The organism is Planctomycetia bacterium, from assembly GCA_016795155.1.
Classification (GTDB): domain Bacteria; phylum Planctomycetota; class Planctomycetia; order Gemmatales; family HRBIN36; genus JAEUIE01.
Window position 1 is genome coordinate 180,991 of sequence record JAEUIE010000003.1, and the last position, 22,889, is coordinate 203,879.

22 protein-coding genes are annotated in these 22,889 nt (G+C 51.3%); 15 read left to right on the plus strand and 7 right to left on the minus strand.

All coding sequences use genetic code 11. From position 1 onward, the window contains the following. Window positions 1-3 precede the first annotated feature (3 nt). Window positions 4-1,809 (minus strand): hypothetical protein, encoded by a 1,806-nt coding sequence (locus JNJ77_01650; protein ID MBL8821262.1) that lies wholly within the window; start codon window positions 1,807-1,809, stop codon window positions 4-6. Between the two features lie 88 nt (window positions 1,810-1,897). Then, on the minus strand, window positions 1,898-2,872 hold the full coding sequence (locus JNJ77_01655; protein MBL8821263.1) for a trypsin-like peptidase domain-containing protein: 975 nt from the start codon (window positions 2,870-2,872) through the stop codon (window positions 1,898-1,900). A gap of 210 nt (window positions 2,873-3,082) precedes the next feature. On the opposite strand from JNJ77_01655, the gene JNJ77_01660 reads away from it, so the two are divergent. Continuing rightward, the gene (locus JNJ77_01660; protein MBL8821264.1) at window positions 3,083-4,105 is read left to right on the plus strand and encodes a DUF1254 domain-containing protein; all 1,023 of its coding nucleotides are present in this window, start codon (window positions 3,083-3,085) and stop codon (window positions 4,103-4,105) included. A gap of 202 nt (window positions 4,106-4,307) precedes the next feature. Here JNJ77_01660 and JNJ77_01665 read toward each other — a convergent pair whose 3' ends face one another. Then, complete coding sequence (locus JNJ77_01665) at window positions 4,308-4,823, minus strand: DUF1877 family protein (GenBank protein MBL8821265.1); 516 nt, start codon at window positions 4,821-4,823, stop codon at window positions 4,308-4,310. A 447-nt stretch (window positions 4,824-5,270) separates the two neighbouring features. Here JNJ77_01665 and rpmJ point away from each other — a divergent pair, with 447 nt between their 5' ends. The 7 genes from rpmJ to JNJ77_01700 all read left to right on the plus strand — a co-directional run bounded on the left by rpmJ (window position 5,271) and on the right by JNJ77_01700 (window position 9,515). Continuing rightward, window positions 5,271-5,384, plus strand: coding sequence for a 50S ribosomal protein L36 (rpmJ, locus tag JNJ77_01670; protein ID MBL8821266.1), 114 nt, complete (start codon window positions 5,271-5,273; stop codon window positions 5,382-5,384). A gap of 12 nt (window positions 5,385-5,396) precedes the next feature. Further along, complete coding sequence (gene rpsM, locus JNJ77_01675) at window positions 5,397-5,783, plus strand: 30S ribosomal protein S13 (GenBank protein MBL8821267.1); 387 nt, start codon at window positions 5,397-5,399, stop codon at window positions 5,781-5,783. A gap of 169 nt (window positions 5,784-5,952) precedes the next feature. After that, window positions 5,953-6,333, plus strand: a complete 381-nt coding sequence (rpsK, locus tag JNJ77_01680; protein ID MBL8821268.1) for a 30S ribosomal protein S11 — start codon at window positions 5,953-5,955, stop codon at window positions 6,331-6,333. A gap of 132 nt (window positions 6,334-6,465) precedes the next feature. After that, the gene (gene rpsD / locus JNJ77_01685; protein MBL8821269.1) at window positions 6,466-7,101 is read left to right on the plus strand and encodes a 30S ribosomal protein S4; all 636 of its coding nucleotides are present in this window, start codon (window positions 6,466-6,468) and stop codon (window positions 7,099-7,101) included. Between the two features lie 182 nt (window positions 7,102-7,283). Next, window positions 7,284-8,279, plus strand: coding sequence for a DNA-directed RNA polymerase subunit alpha (locus JNJ77_01690; protein ID MBL8821270.1), 996 nt, complete (start codon window positions 7,284-7,286; stop codon window positions 8,277-8,279). Between the two features lie 106 nt (window positions 8,280-8,385). After that, complete coding sequence (gene rplQ, locus JNJ77_01695; protein MBL8821271.1) at window positions 8,386-8,826, plus strand: 50S ribosomal protein L17; 441 nt, start codon at window positions 8,386-8,388, stop codon at window positions 8,824-8,826. Window positions 8,827-8,951: 125 nt separating this feature from the next. Then, complete coding sequence (locus tag JNJ77_01700) at window positions 8,952-9,515, plus strand: Uma2 family endonuclease (protein ID MBL8821272.1); 564 nt, start codon at window positions 8,952-8,954, stop codon at window positions 9,513-9,515. 11 nt (window positions 9,516-9,526) lie between these two features. On the opposite strand, the gene JNJ77_01705 is transcribed toward JNJ77_01700, so the two are convergent. Further along, on the minus strand, window positions 9,527-10,207 hold the full coding sequence (locus tag JNJ77_01705; protein MBL8821273.1) for a toll/interleukin-1 receptor domain-containing protein: 681 nt from the start codon (window positions 10,205-10,207) through the stop codon (window positions 9,527-9,529). Between the two features lie 315 nt (window positions 10,208-10,522). Here JNJ77_01705 and recO point away from each other — a divergent pair, with 315 nt between their 5' ends. The 5 genes from recO to JNJ77_01730 all read left to right on the plus strand — a co-directional run bounded on the left by recO (window position 10,523) and on the right by JNJ77_01730 (window position 13,605). After that, a complete protein-coding gene (gene recO, locus JNJ77_01710; protein ID MBL8821274.1) occupies window positions 10,523-11,251 on the plus strand; it encodes a DNA repair protein RecO in 729 nt (242 codons plus the stop codon). Window positions 11,252-11,293: 42 nt separating this feature from the next. Beyond that, window positions 11,294-12,406 carry an outer membrane protein assembly factor BamD gene (gene bamD, locus JNJ77_01715; GenBank protein ID MBL8821275.1) on the plus strand — a complete coding sequence of 371 codons (1,113 nt, stop codon included), beginning with the start codon at window positions 11,294-11,296 and terminating at the stop codon, window positions 12,404-12,406. Window positions 12,407-12,469: 63 nt separating this feature from the next. Beyond that, complete coding sequence (locus tag JNJ77_01720; GenBank protein MBL8821276.1) at window positions 12,470-13,087, plus strand: LptE family protein; 618 nt, start codon at window positions 12,470-12,472, stop codon at window positions 13,085-13,087. 51 nt (window positions 13,088-13,138) lie between these two features. Then, window positions 13,139-13,420: a hypothetical protein gene (locus JNJ77_01725; protein MBL8821277.1), complete on the plus strand. Its 282-nt coding sequence runs from the start codon at window positions 13,139-13,141 to the stop codon at window positions 13,418-13,420. Next, window positions 13,417-13,605 (plus strand): type II toxin-antitoxin system HicA family toxin, encoded by a 189-nt coding sequence (locus tag JNJ77_01730; GenBank protein MBL8821278.1) that lies wholly within the window; start codon window positions 13,417-13,419, stop codon window positions 13,603-13,605. The genes JNJ77_01725 and JNJ77_01730 overlap by 4 nt, the downstream gene beginning before the upstream one ends. A gap of 70 nt (window positions 13,606-13,675) precedes the next feature. Here the strand turns inward: JNJ77_01730 and JNJ77_01735 are convergent, their stop codons facing one another. From JNJ77_01735 to JNJ77_01745, 3 genes are all read right to left on the minus strand, one after another. Continuing rightward, window positions 13,676-15,361, minus strand: a complete 1,686-nt coding sequence (locus JNJ77_01735) for a M2 family metallopeptidase (GenBank protein MBL8821279.1) — start codon at window positions 15,359-15,361, stop codon at window positions 13,676-13,678. 109 nt (window positions 15,362-15,470) lie between these two features. Continuing rightward, window positions 15,471-18,737, minus strand: a complete 3,267-nt coding sequence (locus JNJ77_01740) for a protein kinase (GenBank protein ID MBL8821280.1) — start codon at window positions 18,735-18,737, stop codon at window positions 15,471-15,473. Window positions 18,738-18,889: 152 nt separating this feature from the next. Next, the gene (locus tag JNJ77_01745; GenBank protein ID MBL8821281.1) at window positions 18,890-20,476 is read right to left on the minus strand and encodes a DUF1957 domain-containing protein; all 1,587 of its coding nucleotides are present in this window, start codon (window positions 20,474-20,476) and stop codon (window positions 18,890-18,892) included. Between the two features lie 374 nt (window positions 20,477-20,850). Between JNJ77_01745 and JNJ77_01750 the strand changes: the two genes are divergently transcribed. Together JNJ77_01750 and JNJ77_01755 are read left to right on the plus strand one after the other, a co-directional pair. Further along, window positions 20,851-21,597: a metallophosphoesterase family protein gene (locus JNJ77_01750; GenBank protein ID MBL8821282.1), complete on the plus strand. Its 747-nt coding sequence runs from the start codon at window positions 20,851-20,853 to the stop codon at window positions 21,595-21,597. Window positions 21,598-21,699: 102 nt separating this feature from the next. Further along, complete coding sequence (locus JNJ77_01755; GenBank protein ID MBL8821283.1) at window positions 21,700-22,386, plus strand: hypothetical protein; 687 nt, start codon at window positions 21,700-21,702, stop codon at window positions 22,384-22,386. The last annotated feature ends 503 nt before the right edge of the window (window positions 22,387-22,889 follow it).

A 22,889-nucleotide genomic window follows, 5' to 3' on the forward strand; every position in this document is an offset into this window, starting at 1 on the left:
ATACTACTTTGACTTCTCTTTCGCTTCCGCGGCTTCGGTGCGGGTACCGATGATTCTAGCGGCCTGCTTGGCTGCCAATCCTACATGGGGATCGTTATACAGCTTGCGTAATGGCGGCAGGCTTTCCTTGGTGCCGATTCGGGCCAGAATCTCGATCGCCAGGTGACGTGTCTTCGGTTCGATATCGTTCAAAATGGGAATAACGCTCGGTTCTGCGCCAGGTCCCATTTCGATAAGGGCATCAGCAGCTTCCTTGTTGTCAAACGAACGCTCCTTAAGGCTGCGGGCAATCTCCTTGCTGGCCGAGATCACTTTGTTTTCGCCGTACCAACGCATAGCTGATTTTTTGAGGCCAAAGTCGTTGAGAAAAACGCCAGCATATTTGCCAACCATTTCTTTTTCTTCCTGGGTCTTTGCCCACTTCTTGAAGACTGGGAACAAATCGTCATGGTGACTCTTCAGATCAGATGACTCCATCATTTCGCAGGCTGTCTCCAAGACATCCTTGCGCAAATCATCGGAAACAGGCAGTGATTGCAGCATTCGCATGATCTCCAGTTTTTCATGGAACTTTGCATGCTTGAATGCCTTGAGCTGTTCTCGGGGACTCATGTTATTGAGATTCAAATCGGGCCTGGATATCGTTGGTGAATTATTCTCCGCTCCTCTGCCTCGACTCCTCGGCCTTGTTCCAGCCAGGTTCGTTCCCACCTGGGGAATAGTCACAACAAACTGACCGTAGGTTAAGCTATCCAACTTGAGATCACTGTACTCATCGGAGCTTTCTGCCATCGCTTGGCGAAAATCTTCTCTGGCAAGCATTCCGCTGATCAGAGTCTGAATTTTGGAGACCAGTGTCTGGCATTCTGCATCGTATTCGTTACGTTCCGCGAACGACAATCCGATGAACCGCAGATTCTTCTCCCGCGTACGGTCTATCAAGCTGTCCAGTTGGTCTTTGTACTTCTCGAATTCATCTGCAAATTGACGCAGTTGAAACGGAACACGAATCACTTCAGCCTGAAACGCAAGTGTTCGCAATGCCTGAACGCATTCCAGGAAAATTTGCTGACGCCCGCCGTTTTCATAATCCTCAAATTCATCTCGCAAAATGTTGGAACGAGGATTTCCTCGCTTCTGATTTGGCGAAGACATGACTCCACTGTACAAAGGGCTGACGCCTGCCTGAGCTATTGCCTGGCTGAGCAACGGGTTTGCGCTTAAACGTTCCTGCACTGCTTTGAACCGCGCTTCAAGAGGTCTCATCCTCTGAGCTATGGTGATCAATATCCTGCCTGCTTCATCCATGTCTTTGCTGTTCCGCGCACGCGCATCCAGGCGAGATTGAACCCGACGCATTTCGGTGCCAATGTTATCGAGAGTTTTCCTTGAATTGATCACGTCTTCAGGCGTGTTGATTTTTTCCAGTTCGCCAAGCATCATTTCGATGAGTTGGCACATACGATCCACCAGTGCATCGCCTGATAAATTTTCAATATCCTCCTTCTGCATGGCAGCAATCTGCTTGGTGGCACTGCCCGAAGATATCAGGAAATAGATGCCAATGCCGAGACCAGTCAGCGCTAAAAGACCGAAGCCGACACCAAGTACTATCGCCGCTGGAAAGGCGGATCGCCGTCGGATCGTTTTCTTGGCTCGTCGCAGAGTTGCAGATTTTTCAACGACTTGATGATTCGCTACGGAGACTAATCCCTGGCACCCGGCACAGCGTACCATGGGATGCTGCCGAGTCATCTCTTCACTGATCTTGACCACAGCTTTGCAGGCTGGGCATTGAAGGCGGACCATTGCATCCAACTATTTACTATTTTGACACAATATCTTGCCTGATTATCTTGGTGATTGCAAGCCGTCGTTATGCAGATTCATGACCGCTCTATGCCCACTTGGGTTCAACGCTGACTTCGCGCAGTTGCTGGTCGCGTATCACTTCCAGCATGACACCCTGGCCTGGAGGCACGCTGGCCAGCACGCGGTGGAGATCGTCCATGCCTGCAATGACTCGCCCTGCCGCAGTGACGATGACATCGCCTGCAGCCAGGCCGGCACGATCCGCTGGTTCCTGGGGAATCACCTCCACTATTTCGACTGCATGATCGCTGAGCAAATCCAGGTCGCGTGACAGCCAGCGGGGGACCAGTGCCGCTGAGACTCGTATGCCGAGCGACAGTCGCCGAACAAGACCATGACTGAGCAGTTCACTCACCACCCATCGGGCCGTGTTGCCTGGCACTGCGAAGCCCAACCCTTGCGCATAAGCAATGATGGCAGTATTTACACCAATCACTCGTCCGCGTGAATCGACCAGTGGTCCGCCACTGTTGCCTGGGTTTAGTGGAGCGGTATGCTGAATAATGTTCTCAATCAACCTGCCGGCCTGGCTTCGCATAGATCGCCCCAGTGCACTGACCACTCCTGTTGATACGGTAGAACGGAACCCAAACGGGTTGCCTACTGCAATCACCAGTTGGCCAGCGACCAGCAATTCGGAATCGCCCAGTTCAGTGTGGGGCAGATCGCGTGCTGCCACTCGCAGCAATGCCAGATCGGTAGCAGGATCATTGCCGATAAGATCAGCGCTCAGCTTGTCGCCATCTTCGGTCGTTACCTTCAAATTCCGTTGTCCCTGCACAACATGATTGTTGGTGAGGGCAATGCCATCTGGCGTAATCATAAACCCGGAACCGGTGGCTTGTTCTATTTCGCTAGTCACGGTCAGCACCGCAGGGCCTACCTGTTGCACCACCTGCACGACAGCCTGGGAATAGGCATCCAGCACATCGGATTCGCGAGACTGTTTGCGAACGGGTTCTTCGCTGGAACGGGATGTTGATATCCAACTGCTTAGCATGGTTGTTCCTTCAGTCACATAGAGCGTCTGACAGCATGAACCCCCTCACCCCCAACCCCTCTCCCTCCAGGAGAGAGGGGAGAAAACGGAGATCATGTCTGTATGAATGGTAAGGGAAACCATGCTGTCGCGTATTTGCTTGGGATATGTGGATGCAATAGACTGGCTACACGTAGATTTGCTGTGCACAAAACCTGTGGGAGTTCAATTATGCGATGGATGTTGCTTTCTGGTGTATTGGCTTTGATGACAACTTTGACTTCTCTGGGACAAGACACCCAATCGATGCGAGTCACCGTTGAAAATTTCAAGCGGGCTGAATCTGATCTCTATTTCGCCAAATTCGAGAAGGATGGTGGCTTTGGCAAGTTCCACCACGAACGGGAACTGGCCTCCATTGATCACCAGACAGTTATCCGTCTGAACCGTGATACGCTCTATTCGTTTGGCGTATTTGATCTTGATGCTTCACCGGTGACGGTGACACTGCCTGACCCCGGCAAGCGATTCATGTCCATGCAGGTGATTAACGAAGATCATTATGCACTCGATGTCTTTTATGCACCGGGAAAGCATTCCTTCACCAAAGAACTGGTTGGCACACGCTATGTCTGCCTGGCCATTCGCACTTTTGTAAATCCCAATGACACAGCTGATGTCAAGGAAGTGCATGCATTGCAGGATGCATTGAAAGTTGAACAGCAGAGCACCGGCAAGCTGGAACTGCCTCACTGGGATCAGGTCTCGCAAAAGAAAATCCGGGATGCGTTGCTGGCCCTGGTTGCTGCCAATGGTGGCATCGATTCCTCGAAAATGTTTGGCCGCAAGAACGAGGTTGATCCGGTGGAACATCTCCTTGGCACGGCAGCAGGGTGGGGTGGAAACCCACGCACCGCTGCACTCTATGCTGGGTCTGAGCCAAAACACAACGATGGAAAAACTGCTTACACGCTCACCGTCAAGGATGTACCTGTCGATGGCTTCTGGTCAGTGAGTGTTTACAACAAGGAAGGTTTCTTTGTCAAAAATGCAAAGAATGCCTACACGTTGAATAACATCACGGCCAAGCCCGCTGCCGATGGTTCTTACACCATACATTTTGGCGGCGATGAGAATGTTCCGAACTATTTACCCATCATACCAGGCTGGAACTACACGGTACGCATGTATCGCCCACGAAAGGAAATTCTGGACGGGCAATGGAAGTTTCCAGAGGCTGAAGCGGTGAAGTGAACCGAAGCTTATGGTGCGGATCGCTTCATGCCCTGCAGAGACTGTCGCAGGGTCGTAACGGTACTCTGTTTCTTAGATGTAATGTCGTTGCAAATGCACAGGGTCGAGTAGAGTACCACACGACCCTGGCACAGCTCCTTGGTTCGATTCGCGCGAGTGCTAATGACAAGATTTCCCGGCGTGGCGACACACCCTGCATAAGCTATTGGTCAACTGCGAACACGATTGCAAGTCCTCGGTGCACGGCTGCCCGATAGAAATTCTTCACTTCAACAAAATACTCCCACGTGTACTCGAAGTCGGTTTCGGTCAACTCAATTTCGTAACGATGGACCATGAATCCTCTTGGAATTCGACCAAGGGCGAAATATTGCGACCTGAACCAAGGTTGCTCAATTGCGTTGATTGCATTGTTGACGCGCCGAACTAGGTCTGGGTCGACGTATGAAATGATCCAGTTAGCCTGATTCGAGAGTTGTCTCGCGCCCATGACGCAAGATCGCATTGATTCGTCACTATGCTTGGCGTCGAGCCAACCACCGCATAAACAGCGATGCATGGCGTCCCATGACTTATCGACTAATAAAACGCGTCCATCATTTTCAGCTATAGCAAACAATGAATTTATGAATTCAAGGCGCTCATCAACCGATTTCAGTTCCAAAAGAGTTGCTGCCTCTGGAAGTTGCAGCGCAGTGAAGTAACCACGGCAAGCCAAATTACACCTGCTAACTGAAATTGGATAGAAACTTTTCTGCCAAACCCACACGGCTTTGCCATTAGGCTAAATGCTGCATTGTTCTATTGCAAGTTATAATTGTCCAAGCCCACACCCCTACCGGGGTGTGCAGGGAGAAAATTCACTCTCTCCAATTCCCGTGGCATCGCTTCGCTCAACCAACCGGCTACCATCTGGTCATCCATATCGGGATTAACAGAATTCACGGCAAAGATATCGAAGTGTGGCAACACACCCCGCATATGCTTTTATTTTCAAGGGGGCGGTTACTATAGGGCGGCCTCATTTATTGTGGGATTTGCGAAATGTAGGCCCTGATGCTCCGAAAAACCCAGTTTCTCCCTTGCCAGCCCACTTATCACCCATAATATTCACTTTCTCCCCTTAATCCGGGGAGATTTTTTCGTCTGAACAGGCTGAACGACTATGAAAGTACGATCCAGCGTTCGTCGTATCTGCAATAAGTGCAAGATCGTACGACGACACGGCAAGGTATATGTGATCTGCACGGATCCTCGCCACAAACAGCGGCAAGGCTAAGGGAGAGTTTGCATGCCCCGTATTATGGGTGTTGACATTCCGCCAGATAAGCCCACGCATATTTCGCTGCGCTATCTGTACGGCATTGGGCCGACTACTGCGGTCCAAATCTGTCAGCAACTGAACATCGATCCACAACGTCATGCCCGCGAATTGGGTGATGATGAAATTGCACGCATTGCCAAGATGCTGGAAAACGAATTCAAGGTAGAAGGTTTCCTTCGCCGCGAAATCCAGCAGAACGTGGCCCGCTTACGAGATATCGCCTGCTTCCGGGGCTTCCGCCATCGTCGCGGTCTGCCTGTCCGAGGCCAGCGAACCCGCACCAATGCCCGCACCCGCAAAGGCCCCCGCAAGACTGTGGCAGGCAAGAAGGGTGTGAAGGAAATGCGTGGGTAATCTAATAGCTGCTAACCTGTGGCTAGTAGATGAAAGAACAACTTAACCGCTTGTGAATGATGTAGCTCTCCACTGTGACCAGCTACACGGACAAGCAAGCACCCAAGAGCATAGATCGCGCTCCTGGGTCTTTTCATCGAATCACTGATCTGGAATTCAAGGCAGTAACATGGCCAAAGCAAAGAAGAAAAAAGCCAGGCGTAATGTGTCGCGAGGAGTCGCACACATCCTCGCCACCTTTAACAACACCATTGTCTCCATCTCCGATACCAATGGCGATGTGCTGACTTGGGCATCCGCTGGTACGGTTGGCTTCAAGGGCAGCCGAAAGAGCACGCCGTTCGCTGCTCAGCGAGCCAGCGAAGTCGCTGCAGACAAGGCCATGAAGTACGGCCTGCGTGAAGTGGAAGTCCGCATCAAGGGGCCAGGTTCAGGCCGTGAATCTGCAGTCACAGCACTGCAGGCAGCAGGCCTGGCCATCAAGGCGATCGAAGACATCACGCCGCTGCCCCACAACGGCTGCCGACCACCGAAGAGACGACGAGTATAGAAGCTATTAGCTGTCAGCTATCAGCTGTCAGCGATGCAGAATAAGAAAACAAGAACCAGAAACTCGAACATTTGCACCTGTTTGGCTGATAGCTAAAAGCTGACAGCTGACAGCTAAAAACGACGGAAAACCATGGCACGATACATTGATTCAGTTTGTAAGCTTTGCCGCCGGGAAGGGGAAAAGCTTTATTTGAAGGGCGCCCGCTGCGATTCACCGAAGTGTGCAGTGGAACGCCGCAAGACTGCTCCCGGCATGCACGGCATGAAGCGGGGCAAGCTCAGCGAATACGGCGTGCGTCTGCGTGAAAAGCAGAAGCTCAAACGCTTTTATGGCATTCTCGAACGGCCATTCCGCCGCGTCTTCGAGCTTGCCAGCCGCTCAACCGCCAACACCGGCGAGGTGCTTCTGGCCCTGATGGAACGTCGCCTCGACAACGTCGTTCACCGTCTGGGCTTTGCCATGAGCCGGGCAGCCGCTCGTCAGCTTGTCACACATGGCCACGTTTATGTCAATGGACGCCGCTGCAATATTGCCAGCTTCCTGGTCAAAGCCAACGATGTCATCACCATCAAGGATCGCAAGGAAATTCGCGATCTGGTGAAGATGTCCTTCGGCCAGAACCCGCCAGCAGTGCCCGATTATCTGCAGCGCACCAGCGAAGAACCACCCGAAGGCAGGATGCTTCGTATGCCCAGCCGCGATGATGTTGATCCACGTATCAAGCACATCAATGAACAATTGATCATTGAAATTTCGACGAGATAGTCTGACTGGACAAATCGTTCGAATTTGCTAAAAAACATTGAAGAACCCAGCGGGAATACTCCCGCTGCTTTTGTCTTTATGGAAGGCAAAGTCTCGGCTTACAGGGATGATTTCTCAGGTAAGCAGGGCCCAGGCACAGATGCCGAGCACTGTGCGACACAACCCTGCGGAGGTACAGAAATATGCGTATTCGTTGGCGCGGGCTGGAATTGCCCAGCAAAGTCATTGCAGATCAGTCAACCCTTACCGATACCTACGGCAAATTTTCGGTTGAGCCTTTTGAACGAGGTTTCGGCGTGACCGTCGGCAATAGCTTACGACGCGTGTTGCTGAGCAGCCTGGAAGGATCTTCTGTCACCCGCGTGAAAATCCACGGCGTGCAGCATGAAATCAGCACCATCCCCGGCGTTGTCGAAGATGTCACCGACATCATCCTCAATATTAAAAGCCTCATTGTCAAGAACGTGAGCGATCAGCCTAAGGTCATCAAGATCGAACGCCATGAAAAGGGCGTGGTCAAAGGCGCTGATGTCATCACCGATGAAGCCGTCGAAATCGTCAATCCCGAACATGTGATTGCCACGCTGACTGCCGATGTTCCCTTTGTCATTGAAATGACCGTGGAAAACGGCCGTGGTTACCGCACTGCAGAAGAAAACGCAGGCCGCGATCGCGAACTGGGTATGATCCCTGTCGACTCCAGCTTCACACCCGTCGTGAAAGTGAAATACGAGACGGAAGAAACCCGCGTTGGCCAGAAGACCAATTACGACAAGCTGACGATGGAAATCTGGACGAATGGCACCACCAAGCCTGAAATGGCACTTGTGGAAGCTGCCAAGATTCTCCGCAAGCACCTCAACCCATTCATCCACTACTCGCATCCCGATATCTCGGTACCAGTGGAAGAACGTGTTGAGCCTCAGCACTCTGCAGTCGATGTCGAACTCGAACGCAAGCTCAACATGAGCCTGGCTGAACTGGAACTCTCCGTGCGTGCTACCAACTGTCTCGAATCGGAAGGCATTGCCACCGTTCGCGATCTGGTGAGCCGTACTGAAGAAGAACTGCTGGAGGTTCGCAATTTCGGCGAAACCACGCTCAAGGAAGTGACCCAGAAGCTGGGCGAACGCCAGATGCACCTGGGCATGAAACTGCCCGCCAGCCGCAGAATGTAAATTCAACATCAAGGTTGCAGGGAACCCGCTTACCAACCTGCAACTCTTGTTACTTAATCGGTAAGTCTCGATCCCAACGGATCGATTGTCCAAAAGGACTCTTGTCATGCGTCACCAGAAGTCAGGAAGAAAGCTTAATCGCAACAGCACCCATCGCCGGGCGCTGATGCGAAGTCTCACCATTTCATTGGTGGAACACGAATCCATTACCACCACGGTTGCCAAGGCCAAGGAACTGCGTGGCTTCATCGAAAGGCTGATTACTCTTGGCAAGCGTGCTCAAAACGCTGCAGCTGAGGGTGATACAGCACAGGCTATTGCTTATCGCCGCATGGCAGTGGCCCGCATGGGGAACAACAAGTCATCCGTGAAGAAGATATTCGACACGCTTGCTCCACGCTACCAGGATCGCCCAGGTGGTTACACCCGCGTATTGAAGCTGAGCACTCGCCGACTTGGAGATGGTGGTCTACAGGCTGAAATCTCACTGATGCCTGATACCAAAGCGACTGAAGCGGCAGCACCCGCACCGGTGAAGGTGAAGTAGCTGTCTCTGCAAAATCCATGAAGAGCCTGCGGTTTCCCGCAGGCTCTTTTGTTTCATGGCTAACCTTGCTCTAGGCTGTTTCGAACTTGCCTGTTATGCTTGAAGTTCACTTGAGGAGGTACTTCATGAGTACCACAGTCTCGGCTCCTGTCAGGCTCATCACTGCTGAGGAGTTTGCTCAACAGTACAGCGATCACCATGCAGAACTGGATAAAGGCAAGGTGGTGGAGACAGTCATGCCTTGGATATTACACGGAGTGGTTTGCGCGAATATGGCCCGACACTTAGGCAATTTTGTGGAAGAGCATCGATTAGGGCGAATAGCAACCAACGATTCCTGGGTTATCACGCGAAGAAACCCTGATTCGGTACGAGGCCCGGATGTTGCGTGGTATAGTTATCAGAGTTTGCCAGCAGGCAAAGTTGCCGATGGTTTGCTCGAAGCGGTTCCGGAACTGGCCATCGAAATTCGATCTCCCAGCAACTCTTGGCAGGAACTCCTCGCCAAAAGCAGTGAGTATCTGCAAGCAGGCGTTAAAGTCGTCATGATTCTTGATCCTGAAAAATCTGCAGCAACACTCTTTCGCGATGCAGAATTGCCTCAAACGCTTCACAACGGCGATAGCATCACCATTCCCGACCTGTTGCCTGGCTTCAGTATTCCGTTGAGCAAAGTTTTTGGGCAGTAACTGAAGCGGCATCAACTAGCAGAATGCCTTGCTTCAATTTTCGCAAGCTGATGTTCCAGCCCACTCATCAATCGCTCCATAGCTATTCTCGGCAGCGGGTTTTCATCACTACTAGCTTTCATGGGCACGGACAAACATTCATAATCTATTTCCACTCGAGGAGCACGAACGCGTCCGAGCCTCTTTTGAATACTCTCTCGCGATGTAGCCTTGTCTGGTGGATCGTCAGATGGGCAATAACACTTACCAACGGACATCCCACCTGAGGTTGATTCACTCGGAGGTAACGGTGGGGCGACGTGATGAAACAACCCACGCATATCGATTGCTTGAAACTCGGCCATTTCTGCTGTCAGCGGTGTGTCATCGAGCAGCACTGGCGAGAGGAGTTTTCCCTGCTGCAACGCCTGCGTGTATTCCCGCTTTACTTCTGCAGAGGTGGCAGCGTGATGGCACCAGAACAACAGCAGCAGTTGACAGTTTTCCACTGCTTCGATCAACACAGTTCGCCAGCGCGTTCCGGGGCGAATGTGATCTGTATCGCGGAAGATGCCTGTGCCACTCAGTCGCAGCATCTGCACCAGGGGCGTGACAATCTCGCTGTCGTTGCGGCTATAGGAAACAAAAATGTGATAGTCCTGCGTGGTGACTGCAGGCTCAGGCTTTCGAAATAGCCAGTGGAAAAGTCGCATGAGAGAACCCTCCCCTTCAGCGAGCGTCGATCTTTCACGGAAGGTATGATCCACTGGAGCAAGAATAAGGGATGCCTTGATGTAAACCAAGATTATTTCACAACAATGCAGCTCCTATGACTGAAACATCTGGCAAAAGTACCTTTGCTGTGAATTGGCACGATTAGCGTGAGTACACGCAAACCGTGGCACCCGGCTCATATTTTTAACGTGGTCAATCACCGAACCAATTATGTTCGGCTGTGGCAAGCATCAACATGCCCACGTCGTTATTCCATATCCTGACTCCTGATTCCTGACTTCTGGCTCCATGCATTGTCTCCGCAAAAAGCATCCGCACTGATCATTCGCTTCACTGATTTCAGTGAAACCAGCCGCATTGTTACCTGTTATACCCGTGAACTGGGCAAAATAAGTGGACTGGCCAAAGGGGGGCGTCGGCTCAAGAGCAACTTTGAATCTGCACTTGACCTTCTCACCGTGTGCAGTATCGTCCTCCTCCGCAAGCCGTCCCGTAACCTCGATCTCATCATCGAGGCTCGCGTGACGGAGCGGTTCAGCGTCCTCTCCAGGAAACTGGAGGCACTGTACGCCGGGTATTATCTCGCGGAACTTCTGAACGATTTCACCCAGGAGGATGACCCACACCCCGCACTGTTCGATCTTTCCCTGGATTGCCTCAGGCAACTGGGAACGAGTGTCAGCGTGGCGGAAGTCGTCCTTCACTTTGAAACGCAGATGCTTCGCGAATTGGGGTTCGCCCCGTTATTACACCAGTGTGCTTCGTGCCACAGGCCGCTGCCAGATGAAGGATTGATGTTCGACCCACAACTGGGTGGCATTGTGTGTCCGCTGTGCGAAAGCAGAGCCCGCTATGCCAGAGTCATCAGTCCGGACGCCTGGCAACGACTGATGGACATTGAACAGCGCGGCCCGCAAGGCAGCTTATCGCCTGCCCTGCAAAGCGAACTGCGGAGCCTGATGAATCACACCATCAGCCACCTCCTGGGACGCCGGCCTCGCACGATGCAGTATCTTCACTGATGATTGCCTCAGCATGAAGCTGAGTTCACGGAGGTCGGGGGTATGATGCCAATACAACGCATTCTCTGGCTCATCGTCGGCCTGGTCATATTGCCTGGTTGTTCCTCGATTTCCACTCCCAGTGAGATGTGGGATGGGTGGACAAAACCGAGCGCCCAACTGCCTCCACCACCACAGGAAACGGTGCTTCGTGCCGGTCACTGGGATGCCAAGGATGCACTGACGCCAGGTACGCTGGCTGGCGATTGTGCTTCGGCAAAGCTTCTCATGCAGCAGAACCAGTGGGAAGATGCCGAGAAATGGTTCAGCTGGCTGGGCAAGAAAGCTGAAAAGCAGAAGAACACCGAAATTCACGAAGAGTGCATCTTTAATGAAGCAGAGTGTCTCTTCGCCCAGGGCTACTATCCCAAGGCACGTGATACTTATGCTAAGCTCGTAAAGACATATCCCACCACGCGCTATCGACGAGAATCCATCGAGCGGCAAAGTTACATTGCTGAACACTGGCTCGAAGATACTCGCCAGGAAATGCTGCAGCGCGAAGAAGTAGCGGAAGGCAAACGATGGTTTGTCACACCTAAACTCTTCAACTGGGAACGAGAAAAGCCAACCTTTGATGAAGAGAACCATGCAGTGAAAGCGTGTGAAGCGGTCTTCACGCAGGATCCCAGTGGCCCGCTGGCACCGCAGGCTCTCTTCCGTGCTGGTGGTGTGAATTTCTACCGCGAACGCTATGAAGATGCCGATCTCGATTACAGTCTGCTGGTTGATCAGTATCCTCGTTCGCCATTGGCTCCTGCTGCGATGGAACTGGCTATCCAGTCCAAGATTCGCCAGGTGGGTGGCCCGGAATATGATGGCCGCAAGCTGACTGAAGCCCGGCAAATGGTCGACAAAGCCGTCCGCAGTTTTCCTGAACTCAACGACAAGAAAGCCTTCCTCGACCGCACGCTCACCAGCATTAACGAACAGCAGGCCGAGAAAGATTTCAAGGTTGCTGAGTTCTACAAGAAAACCAAACATCCAGGCGCTGCTCATTTCTATTACGAACTAGTGCGGCTGCGATACCCTGGCACCCAGTGGGAACAGAAATCTCTCGAACGGCTCAACGAAATTCGTGAACAGGTGGAAGCAGAACGGGCAGCCAACCAATAAGGTTTGTAGGCATCACGGAACATCGTGATGACTGGGGCGAGTGGAGAACAAGGTGGAACCAGTATGAAGAAGATGACGCTATTTCTGACATTGGTTCTCCTGGCCGGCTGCACTGCAGATGCCATGCGCGATTACACCGTCTTTGGCTACCAGATCGGCTCGCAAGCACGGCCGGATATTAAAACTGTTCGTGTACCCATCTTCCGCAACACCACATTCTTCCGTGACATCGAATACGAACTGACCCAGGCTGTGATCAAACGCATTGAAGACACCACACCTTACAAAGTCGTTAATGAGAATGCCGATGCACAACTGACCGCTGTCATCAAGTTAGGTACATCCCACGTGATTCTTCAGAATGAACTCAACGAAGGCCGTACACGCGACTTCACCTTAGTCGTCGAAGCGAGTTTTGTGGATAGCCGAACTGGTCAGGATTACTTCATTCCCACGACGCTGCTGCCTGCCATGTCAAGCGCCCCGCCACCATCACCACAAACGGATGTGCTGGCGCCCCCACCCGGTGTTCAGCCTCCACCTGCAACTCTCAAACCAAGACTTTTCGCCAGAAACACCATGTATTCTCAGGAACTTGGTCAATCCTTCGCCCTTGCCAAACAGAAGGTGATTGATGAGTTAGCGATTGCGATTGTTAATAGCATGGAGAAGACGTGGTAGCTTATTGCGCATTGAGCATCTCGTTACTCTAGCATGTGATACAATTCATTTATGATTATTTACAAAGCTGCTTATCGCTGGGAAGAGGAACTGTGCCTGGGTGAAGTGTTGGATTTCCCTGGCACCGTTTCGTGTGGGCGAACCCTTGATGAAGCCAGGCAGAATCTTGCAGCTGCACTTCTGGATATGGCTGAAACAAATCTTGAACTGGGTGAATCGCTGCCTAAACCGCAGCCCGGCCTTACGCAACCTGATGCCGAGGTGGAGGAACCTATTTATCTCGTTCTTCAGGCAAGCCATAAGGTGAATATTCATGCTGAGGTTTTGGCGTGAAACGGCGAGACTTTCTGCGGCATGTGAACAGCAACGGTTGTATCATACAACGAGAAGGCCATAGCCACACCATTCTGGAACACACTCAAAGCAAGAAACGTGCTCCGCTACCTCGTCATCGCGAGATACCAGAACCACTCGTGAAAGTAATATGCAAGCAACTAGGCATTCCACGGCCAGGATGATTGCACTGTTCCTCAGACGGCATAAACTTTGCATATAGAAACAGGATAGCAGTTCCTCCGCGTATTATACTTACCTCCCAAAATCCCCCGCGAACGCCTTCGCGTTCAGTTCCTCCCCCGTAGCAAACTTCGTGAGTTCATTCCAGGGCATGGTGCGGCCGGGGTGGAAGACTTTTTCTTTCATCCATTTGCCAACATCCAGGTTGCCGGTGTATTGGGCTACCAGCGGGGTGGTCTTGAGCACATCGCGGCACAGGGCGTGGTGTACCTGCGAGGCGAACAGTTGCCCCATCATGTAATTGTGGTAATACGCCGGGGCTGAGCAGACGTGAATCTTAGCAGCGTAATCGGGGGCGCTGCGGGCTGTGGGGTGTTTGAGCCCCTGGTATTTTTCCACCAGATCCCACCAGAGTTTGTTCAAATCCTGATCGGGGTTGGCATACAGTGCTGCTTCAAACCGCAGCATCACCTGGCACCATCGGCTGAAGATGAGCAACTGGTTTCTCATCATCTTCTTCGCTGTTACATCGAAGGCTTCAGGTTTTTCAACCTTGACTCCCATGCTCGCCAGCCAGGCAGCGCTCTTGCTGAACTTCTCAAATTGCATCGCCACGCCTTCGGTGCACAGGATGTGAGCTTCGCCTCGCAGCACGTAAGGCACACTTTGCGGAATGTTCTTGCTGCTGTAAACGGCATGGCCCAGTTCGTGCAGCATGGTCGCCATCCAATATTCATTCGGAACAATGTTGCCGAGCACGCGGACATCGCCTTCACGGTCGATATCGGTGCAGAACGCATGCGGACTCTTGCCAGACTTCTCGTACAGATCGCTGCGGGCCAGCACATCATCAATAGGCAAACCGATGCCTGCATAAAACTGACGACATGCCTTGAGGATATCCACCTTGGCATAGGTATCATCGAGCGAAACATCATAGATAGCAGGCGGTTCCTGGAAGAAGGGATCCTGGTAATGCCAGGGCATCAGTTCTTCCGGCTTGAGGTTGTAATGCTTCGCCAGTGCTGCATCTATCTCGGCCTTGGCTGCATTGAACGGCTCGCGAGTGAGTTCATCGAGCTCATCAAACAGTGCCAGCACCTTTGCCTGATCCTGTTCGTTCAAATGCAGCATCATCTTGTGGTAATCAGCAAATCCCAATTGTTTAGCAGCCTGGTTGCGCATCTTGGCCAGTGCTTTCAAATCCACTTCGACGTTGGCGCCAACTACTTTGCTCGCTTCCCAGACTTCCTTGCGGTAGCCTGAATCACGATCCCGCTTGAGCACTTCGCGTACCTGCGAATCGGTCAGTTCCTTACCTCGCACCTTGGCTCGGAATACATTGAATGCCTGCTCCACTGCGTTGGCCTTGGCAGTCATCTGGCGAAGGAGTTCCTTGTCCACCTGCTTTTCCATGTATTGCAGGTAGAGAACATCGATCTGCCGGGCTAGCAGTTTATCCTTGGGTGGCTTGGTTTTCAGTTGCTTCAGTTTGGCAAAAGGTTCGCTCTCGCCGAGCATGGCATCGAGTTTGTTCTGGGCTTCTTCCTTTTTCTTGAAGTCGTCGTCCTTGCCGGTGATGTTGGCATTCCACCAGGCGATGGCACTGATCTTTTCGAGTGGCTTGATACGGGCTTCATGTTCCTTGATGAATGCCTTGGCTTGTGCATCTGGATCATTCGGGGCAGATTGAAACGCAGCCATCGTAACAGTTCCCAGCAGAAGAAAGAACGTGGAAAACCCCAGCCAAAGGTTCATGGATTAAGCCTCAGAATTGATGCCAGAAGTGCAATTGCACAAGATACTACAGCACGAATGAGCGAGAAGCTAGAGGGAGTTAACGGGTACCTGCTGAAATTCTGCAGTGTTATTTTGATTGAATGGTTACTTTCAGCAGTTCCACCCTGCCACTATCGCATGCCACTGCCAGGTAGCGGCCGTTGGGGGAAACATCCAACCCCATGATTTTTTCTTTCAAATCAAGGCGAGTCAACTCCTGCCCGTTGGATGCGAGCCAGAATCGTATAGGCCCGGTCTCTCCACCGGTTACAATGGTCTGCATGTCCGGCGACAATGTGAATGCCTGCAGTGTGGTGTCTGGGTCCTGCATCCTGCGATCGGGTTTGGCTGTAGCAAGATTCCAACGGGTTACCAGGTATCCTCCGCCCGCTGAATAGAGAGTATTCCCTTTCAAATGCAGATGCCATACTTCCTGAGTTTCTCGGAACATTCGCAGGTTGGTAAGTGTCTGCAAATCCCAGGTTTTGATGCGATAGTCTTCACTGGCTGAATAAAGTGTGCGGCTATCCTCGGAGAACGTCAGAGATCGTATCGTATTGTCGTGTGCGTCCCACTTCTTCACCAGTTGACCAGTCCGGGCATTCCACACGGCCAGGCAGGCTTTACCATCAGGCACCTTTTTGAGTTTGAATCCTGCTGCCACCAGTTCACCATCGGGTGAATATGCCACGCAACGGATAATCTCATGCGACAGAGTTTGTGTCCAATGCGGCTTGTGGCTTGTCGCATCCCACAGGTTGAGTGTGCCATCGTAACTGCCAGTCAGCAGGTTTTGCCCATCATGTGAGTATGCAAGACCCGCAATCAACTCTGATCCCGCCCTGATCTTGCCAATGCTTTTGCGCGTGGCGACATCCCAGAAGTAGACACACCCATCATCGCCTGCGGATGCCAATGTTTTCTGATCAGGTGCAAATTTTACCGCCCAGGCGCTCATCTCATCATGCTTCATAACAGGAGTTGAAGTTGCTACCTCCATGTTCCACACTGCGAGTCGACCATCTTGACCGCCAAGAACCGCACGGAATGGATTCGCAAGAATTGCACCGTGTGACAAAAACGCATAATCCATCTTTTTGAACACAGTGGGAAGTGCATAAGACTTGATTATTTTTTTTTCTAGCCGATCAATGTGGTGAGCTTGCTGCAAATCAAAGGAAAGAATTTCATTCTGATTACGTTCCAGGATTAAGTGCACCATGGAGCGATGCTTCGCCAGTTTGGTTTCCTTTGCAGATTCGAGATCCAGTTCCACCACCTCTCCATCCTTGCAGCCAATCACCCATGTGTTAGTAGCCAGCCAGGGTTTGCGATAGTGCATGACCACGTTCGATTTACTCATTGCCGGGCTACGATACTCTTTCACAATTTTCCGATTCTCCAGGTCGATCTTGATCATGTTGCCCTGTCGATAGCCGCACCAGCAGCTATGCAAGTGAAAGGATAACATTTCATGGTTGAGATGTCTGTTCTCCATGATCTTGCTGAACTCATGAGGACGATGCAGGTCCCAGAGATGGATGCCTTCTTGAAACAGCAGGACAAATCGTCCATCGGGACTGAGTTTCAAACCTGCTGATCCCAGCATGGGTTCCGGTGCAGAAGGCCAGGGGACCGTGTAGCTGATTCCAGCTTCTGGCAACATCACATACATGGAGTTTCTTGAGACAGCAATCACCGTGCGAAGATCTTCCGTGGCACGGATATCGATGATGCCATCAGGTATTTTATCATCCTGAATCGTGCGAATTACTGGCCGCTGTATGTCGGAAATGTCGCAGAACCGTAGTGTTTTGTAATCGAAATCCACGATGGTATTGCGTGATGCACTGTAGGCGAAGCAGGTGATCTGTGCATCATGACGGACGAGGATATCCTTCAGAGTCTGATGTTTGATATCCCAGCAGCAAATCTGATTATCTGCAGCAGTCAGTATCAGGTCACGATCCTTGTCGACATTAAAATCATGAATGGTGTAGGCTTTGCGGGGCAGGAGCATCAGTGGTTGATTCCACAATTGCCGATGCAGCAAACGCCAGCTAAGTTCACGCCTGTCCGGGTCACCAGCTTTCTGGGGAGCCAGATGTTCCAGCTTTCCGATGGCTACATCACTTTTCCCATGTTGAATCAATTCGGTAATTTCGCGCATCGAAACAGCATAGAGCATGTCAGCCTGCTCTTCAGCACGCTGTTCGAGCATGGACTTGGCTGTACGAACTTGTATTTCGTAATGAACCACCATGCTGATGATAGCAACCGCCAACACACTGACGAATGCCATGGCGGCTGTGGTACGTGGATGCCTTTTGCACCAGCGGTAGGTTCGTTCCCAATTGCTGATGGGAGTGGCAACGGTAGGCTTGCCCTGCAGAAACCGCTTGAGATCATCGGCTAACTCCGATGCATGTCGATAACGATCTTGAGGTGATTTTGCTAGACACTTCTGGCAGATTCCTTCGAGGTCACGGGGCACTTCCTTGCGTTGTGCCCGCAGCGAGGGGACTCCGCTTTCGACAATCTCGCGCATCAGATCGACATCAGAAATACCCCAGAATGGTTTCTGACCAAGCAGCAGTTCATACAGAATCACACCCAGAGCATAGATATCTACACCCAGGCTGATTGGTTTTCCTGATGCCTGTTCAGGCGCCATGTATGCCACCGTCCCAAGAATCGAACCGGTGGTAGTAATGTTCTGATCCACTTCCTGCGATAAGCCAAAATCGGTGATACGAGGCACACCCCAGTTTTCACACTTGCCACGCTCTCCACCCTCCAGCAACACGTTGCTGGGCTTGAGATCACGATGAATAATCCCATGCTCATGCATGTACTGCACGGCTTGCACCAGGCAAAGAACTATTTCAGCTGCAGTTCTGCATGGTAAAGGCTTGCCTTGGAGTGAGGTCATCCATTCCGACAATGACGGGCCATGAATGTATTCCGTGACGAGGAATACTCGGCCTTCCACTTCTCCGGTATCAAAGACGCTGACAATGTGTGGATGCTTCAGACTTGCTGCCAGCCTGGCTTCACGATCAAAGCGTCGGCGCTGACTGGGGTCGAACAGGGTATGCAGGCGTGGAACCTTGACGGCGACATCTCGCTTGAGCGAAGGATCGTATGCCTGGAACACCTGTCCCTGGCCGCCGCCCCCCAGGAGCCGACGAATTTCAAAACGTCCCAACCGGTTGGTAGTTACTAACTGCAGATCAAGTATCGTCTCGTTCACTTCACCAATGCCATGCCTGGTAATTTCAGACTTGGCAGGCAAAGGCGAGCCGTTTGGCATCATGGAAGCTGAGTCATCCGAAGATGGAGGAATTACTGACATCAAATCACTTCCTGCAAAGGATATCCCAGCATGTATTTGAGGTTTCGTTCAGACAATAATGAGGATGTGATTAGTTTACGTTATGCAGCAGGCGAACGCAATTACATAGCACATGCAATGTGGGCCAGAATTCCAGTTCAGACGTGGGCTATCTAGCGATACAGCCGCCAATCAAGTGTGGGAAACAGCGTGCTCTTCCACTCGAGTTCACTGAGCGTTTCCTCGCTGATGGTATCATCCCCTAGCTGTGCATAAATCTTGTTGAAGTTGTCGACATGCTCCTTGGTGCGTTTGTGGGCGTACTCAACCACGGTGCCAGTCTTCATGATGAAAGCCCAGTCGCTCGCTTGGGCGAGCAGCAGTTCCCGTGCTGCTACCGTCAGTGCCCGATCCTGCAGATCGGTCGGCTTCTCATATCTTGTAGCCAGCTCACTCATTCGTCGGGCTGCTTCATGCAAATGGGGATAAATCCAGTCGTTGGTCGGGTTGAGCCAGACTTCCGCAAAGCCGCCAGCTCCCCAACTGGATCGCAGAGGCTGGCACACCTGAATCACCGGATGCTTTTCCATGTACTCCGGAATCGTAATCATCTTCACCACATGCTGGTCATGATGTGTCTTGCGGAACAGGAAGTCGAGGAACTCGGGCCCTTCGTACCACCAGTGGCCAAAAAGTTCTGCATCATACGGAGCAAGAATCAATGGCGGACGATCATCCATCAAATCATGCAGTACGCCGGTCTGTTTGATGCGGTGATCCAGAAAATGCCCGGCATGTTGGGCAGCCCGGTCGAGTGCCACCTGCCGGTTGTACGGGTTCTTCTTCTCTTCGCCGGTGATGGCATAGTACTTCATGCCCAGGTGCGTGCGGATGCCAATCTCGTGCAGGTGAGGCTTGATGTATTCTTCCTCAGCATCGAACCCGACATCGCGGTAGAACTCACGATAGGCCGGGTCGCCCGGGTATCCTTCAATGCTGCTCCAAACCTGTTTGGATGATTCAGTATCGCGTGCCACAGCTGCCACGCCTGTTCCTGGACATAACACCGGTGCAAAGATGCCATAACGAGGTCGCGGCGTGGCAAACAGCACACCATGCGTATCGACAAAGAAATACTTGATGCCACTGTCAGCCAGCAGTTGATCGACTCCCTCAGCGTAGCCACACTCAGCCAGCCAGATGCCGCGAGGCCTGTCGCCGAAGTGCCGCTGGAACTCGCGTGCCCCCTGTTCAATCTGCACCCGAGCAGCTTTGGGAGCCTGGTCGATCATCAAAGGCAGGAAGCCATGCGTTGCGCAACAGGTGATCAGTTCCAGCTTGCCTGTTTGATAAAACTTCCGAAACCCATTGAGCAGGTTGCGGTCATACTTCTCAACGAAGACCGATTTGCAGATTTGAAATCGCTCGAAGTACATTTTCGCCAGCTTGTGAAACGCCGGCTCAAACCGCGCCCGCCGTACCTCTTTCTCAGACAAGCTCAGCAGGTTGTCGATGTTGCGAACGTAGCGACTTTGCAGCAGGGGATCATCAAACATGGCTGCCAGCGTTGGCGTGACTGACATGGTCAGCCGCCAGTCGATGCCGTCACGTTCCCACCCTTCCATCATTTCCAGAAGTGGCACGTAGGTTTCGGTTATGCCTTCGTAGAACCAGTCTTCTTCCAGAAAGTCGTTATGCTCCGGATGCCTGACAAAAGGCAGATGGGCATGCAGCACAAAGCAGAGATATCCGGAAGGCATAAACGATGAACCCGCTTTCTTTTCTTGTCTCCTCTCCACTAGGAGGGAGAGGGGACGGGGGTGAGGGGGAAGTCGCGTGAGAGTATCGCGTTTGATTCCGTTCACCCGGTCATCTCGCGGAGCGAGATGACTACAAACGAAAGACTACAAACGTTAGGAGAGTCTAAGGCCTTTCGCCGATCAGGGGAAGCACGGTTTCCTCGGAACATTCAGACTTACCAGCTAACACAACCCATACGACAGGCAGAATCGTGCCACATGTTTACTTGCTAGACACAAGGTTAAATCGTAAAGTGTTGATAGGCTTAAGTCCTTCATGATTGGCCTTTTCGTTACGCTCATTCAATAATCTTCTCTCCGGTTTTGAACTATCCGTGATTGCCCTCATCAGCGACATTCATAGTAACCTGGAAGCCTTGCAAGCAGTTCTCAAAGATATTGCAACGCAAAATGTGGATAAGACCTACTGCCTGGGCGATATCATCGGTTATGGCCCCAATCCCCGCGAATGCATTGATGCCGTGATTGACTTGCCAGTAGTCATACTTGGCAACCACGATCAGGGTGCCATGTTTGATCCCGAAGGATTCAATCCCGGTGCTGAACGGGCCATTTTCTGGACGCGTTCCCAACTTGAGTTGGCTACCGATAACAAGGAAAAAAGGGAACGTCGCTGGGAATTCCTTGCTGAGAGACCTCGAACGCACCGTGAAGATAACGTCCTCTTTGTACACGGCTCAGCACGCAATCCGCTCAATGAATATGTGTTCCCCGAAGACATCTACAACCCACGCAAGATGGAACGCATTTTTGCCTACGTCAATGGAATCTGTTTCCAGGGGCATACCCATGTGCCAGGCGTCTTTTCAGAAAGCCTGCAATTTTACAGCCCTGAAGATATCTCCAATGAATACACCTACGATGGCCGCAAGACCATGGTCAACGTGGGTTCCGTTGGCCAGCCCCGCGATGGCGACTGGCGTGCGTGTTACGTTCTCTTCGATGGCAAAACCATCAAGTACCGCCGAGTAGAATACGATATCGATACGACAGTCAAAAAGATTTACGATATACCGGAACTGGAAAACTTCCTTGGCGACCGCCTCCGCGACGGACGGTAGTAGTAGTACTTGGCTTACTTTTTTTGAAAGAACGCATCTCCATTGGCCATTCAATGGTTGATCAGGCTTATAACTGATCACCCTCCCAGATGGAGTTTGCCCATGATCAGTTCAGCTTCAGTTTTGGCATTTACCCACAGAACGAACCAGGAATTTCGATTTGAAAGATTTATGAAAGATAGCAAATTCATGTGGCAAGCTGCATGTACTTTTGAAGTCAGAATTCAATTAGATCCCAGGATGGATTTTCAGGAGTTAATGAATATTGAATATCGACAGTTTATTTCTGGCGGCGTTTGGGTTCGCCAGGGTAATCGACCTTGGACGGCGGACGATAACCCAAATGCCAATGATAAATTCTTAATTCCGCCTTACGCCGGCCAGACGAAAGTATCGGGTATTCCCATGCGGGCTGTACGAGGTAAAGGATTGAGTTTAATGTATTGGAAAGAAGATGGCAAAGATGATGGTACAAATCCAGTGGTACGTTATGGTCATCGCAATGCAAATCCAACCAATCTCGGTTATGAAGTTGATAGATGGAGTCCAGGCCATCTCGACGGTTTCGCCTTTACGTTAAAGGACAAGCCTGCCATATGGGGTGAATGGCAGATACCTGCGGAGAAAATAGAAGTCTGGGTAGAACTCTATTTCAAAGGATTTGTTGTGCAAGTTGAGCCAAATGAAAATGGTGATTCCATCCCTATCAAGATTTTGAAAGAGAAGGAATGGAAGTACTTCTGGCCTGAGAAAACACTCCACCGTTGGCATGATGCAACGGCTATTTGATAGACACCAGGAACTTATCTGTTAGGATTCCGAAATCAACAATCGGAGTATGTCTTGATAGAGGGTGTCATGAAATTGATCTGGTCTTGGATTATTACACTCCTATTCTTTTCTTTTAGCTACGCACAGCAGCCCAACCGCTAGATTAAGCAAAGTCTGGATAGCAAAACGTTTGAGAAGTAAACTGTAAGTAATGTAACGGTTGCAAAGAATATTCGGTGAACCTGAATGATGAAAAATTTCGCTGTACGAAAAACGGGCATAATTGGACAGCGATTTCTCAAAACTGCTGATATAGAAACATTTTCAAGAATTATACTTATTTTTTCTTGACAGGTGTGAAAACGTGACCTAATATGATGGCTTGAAGTTCCGCAATCGAAATTCGCCCCCAGAGAAACGGTAGGTGCAGTATGGATAGCCGCCGCCCCTTAAGAAGTTTGCTTGCCCTACTACTGATCTTGCCGATTGCAAGTGCAGTACAGGCTGGCCCGGTTACCTTC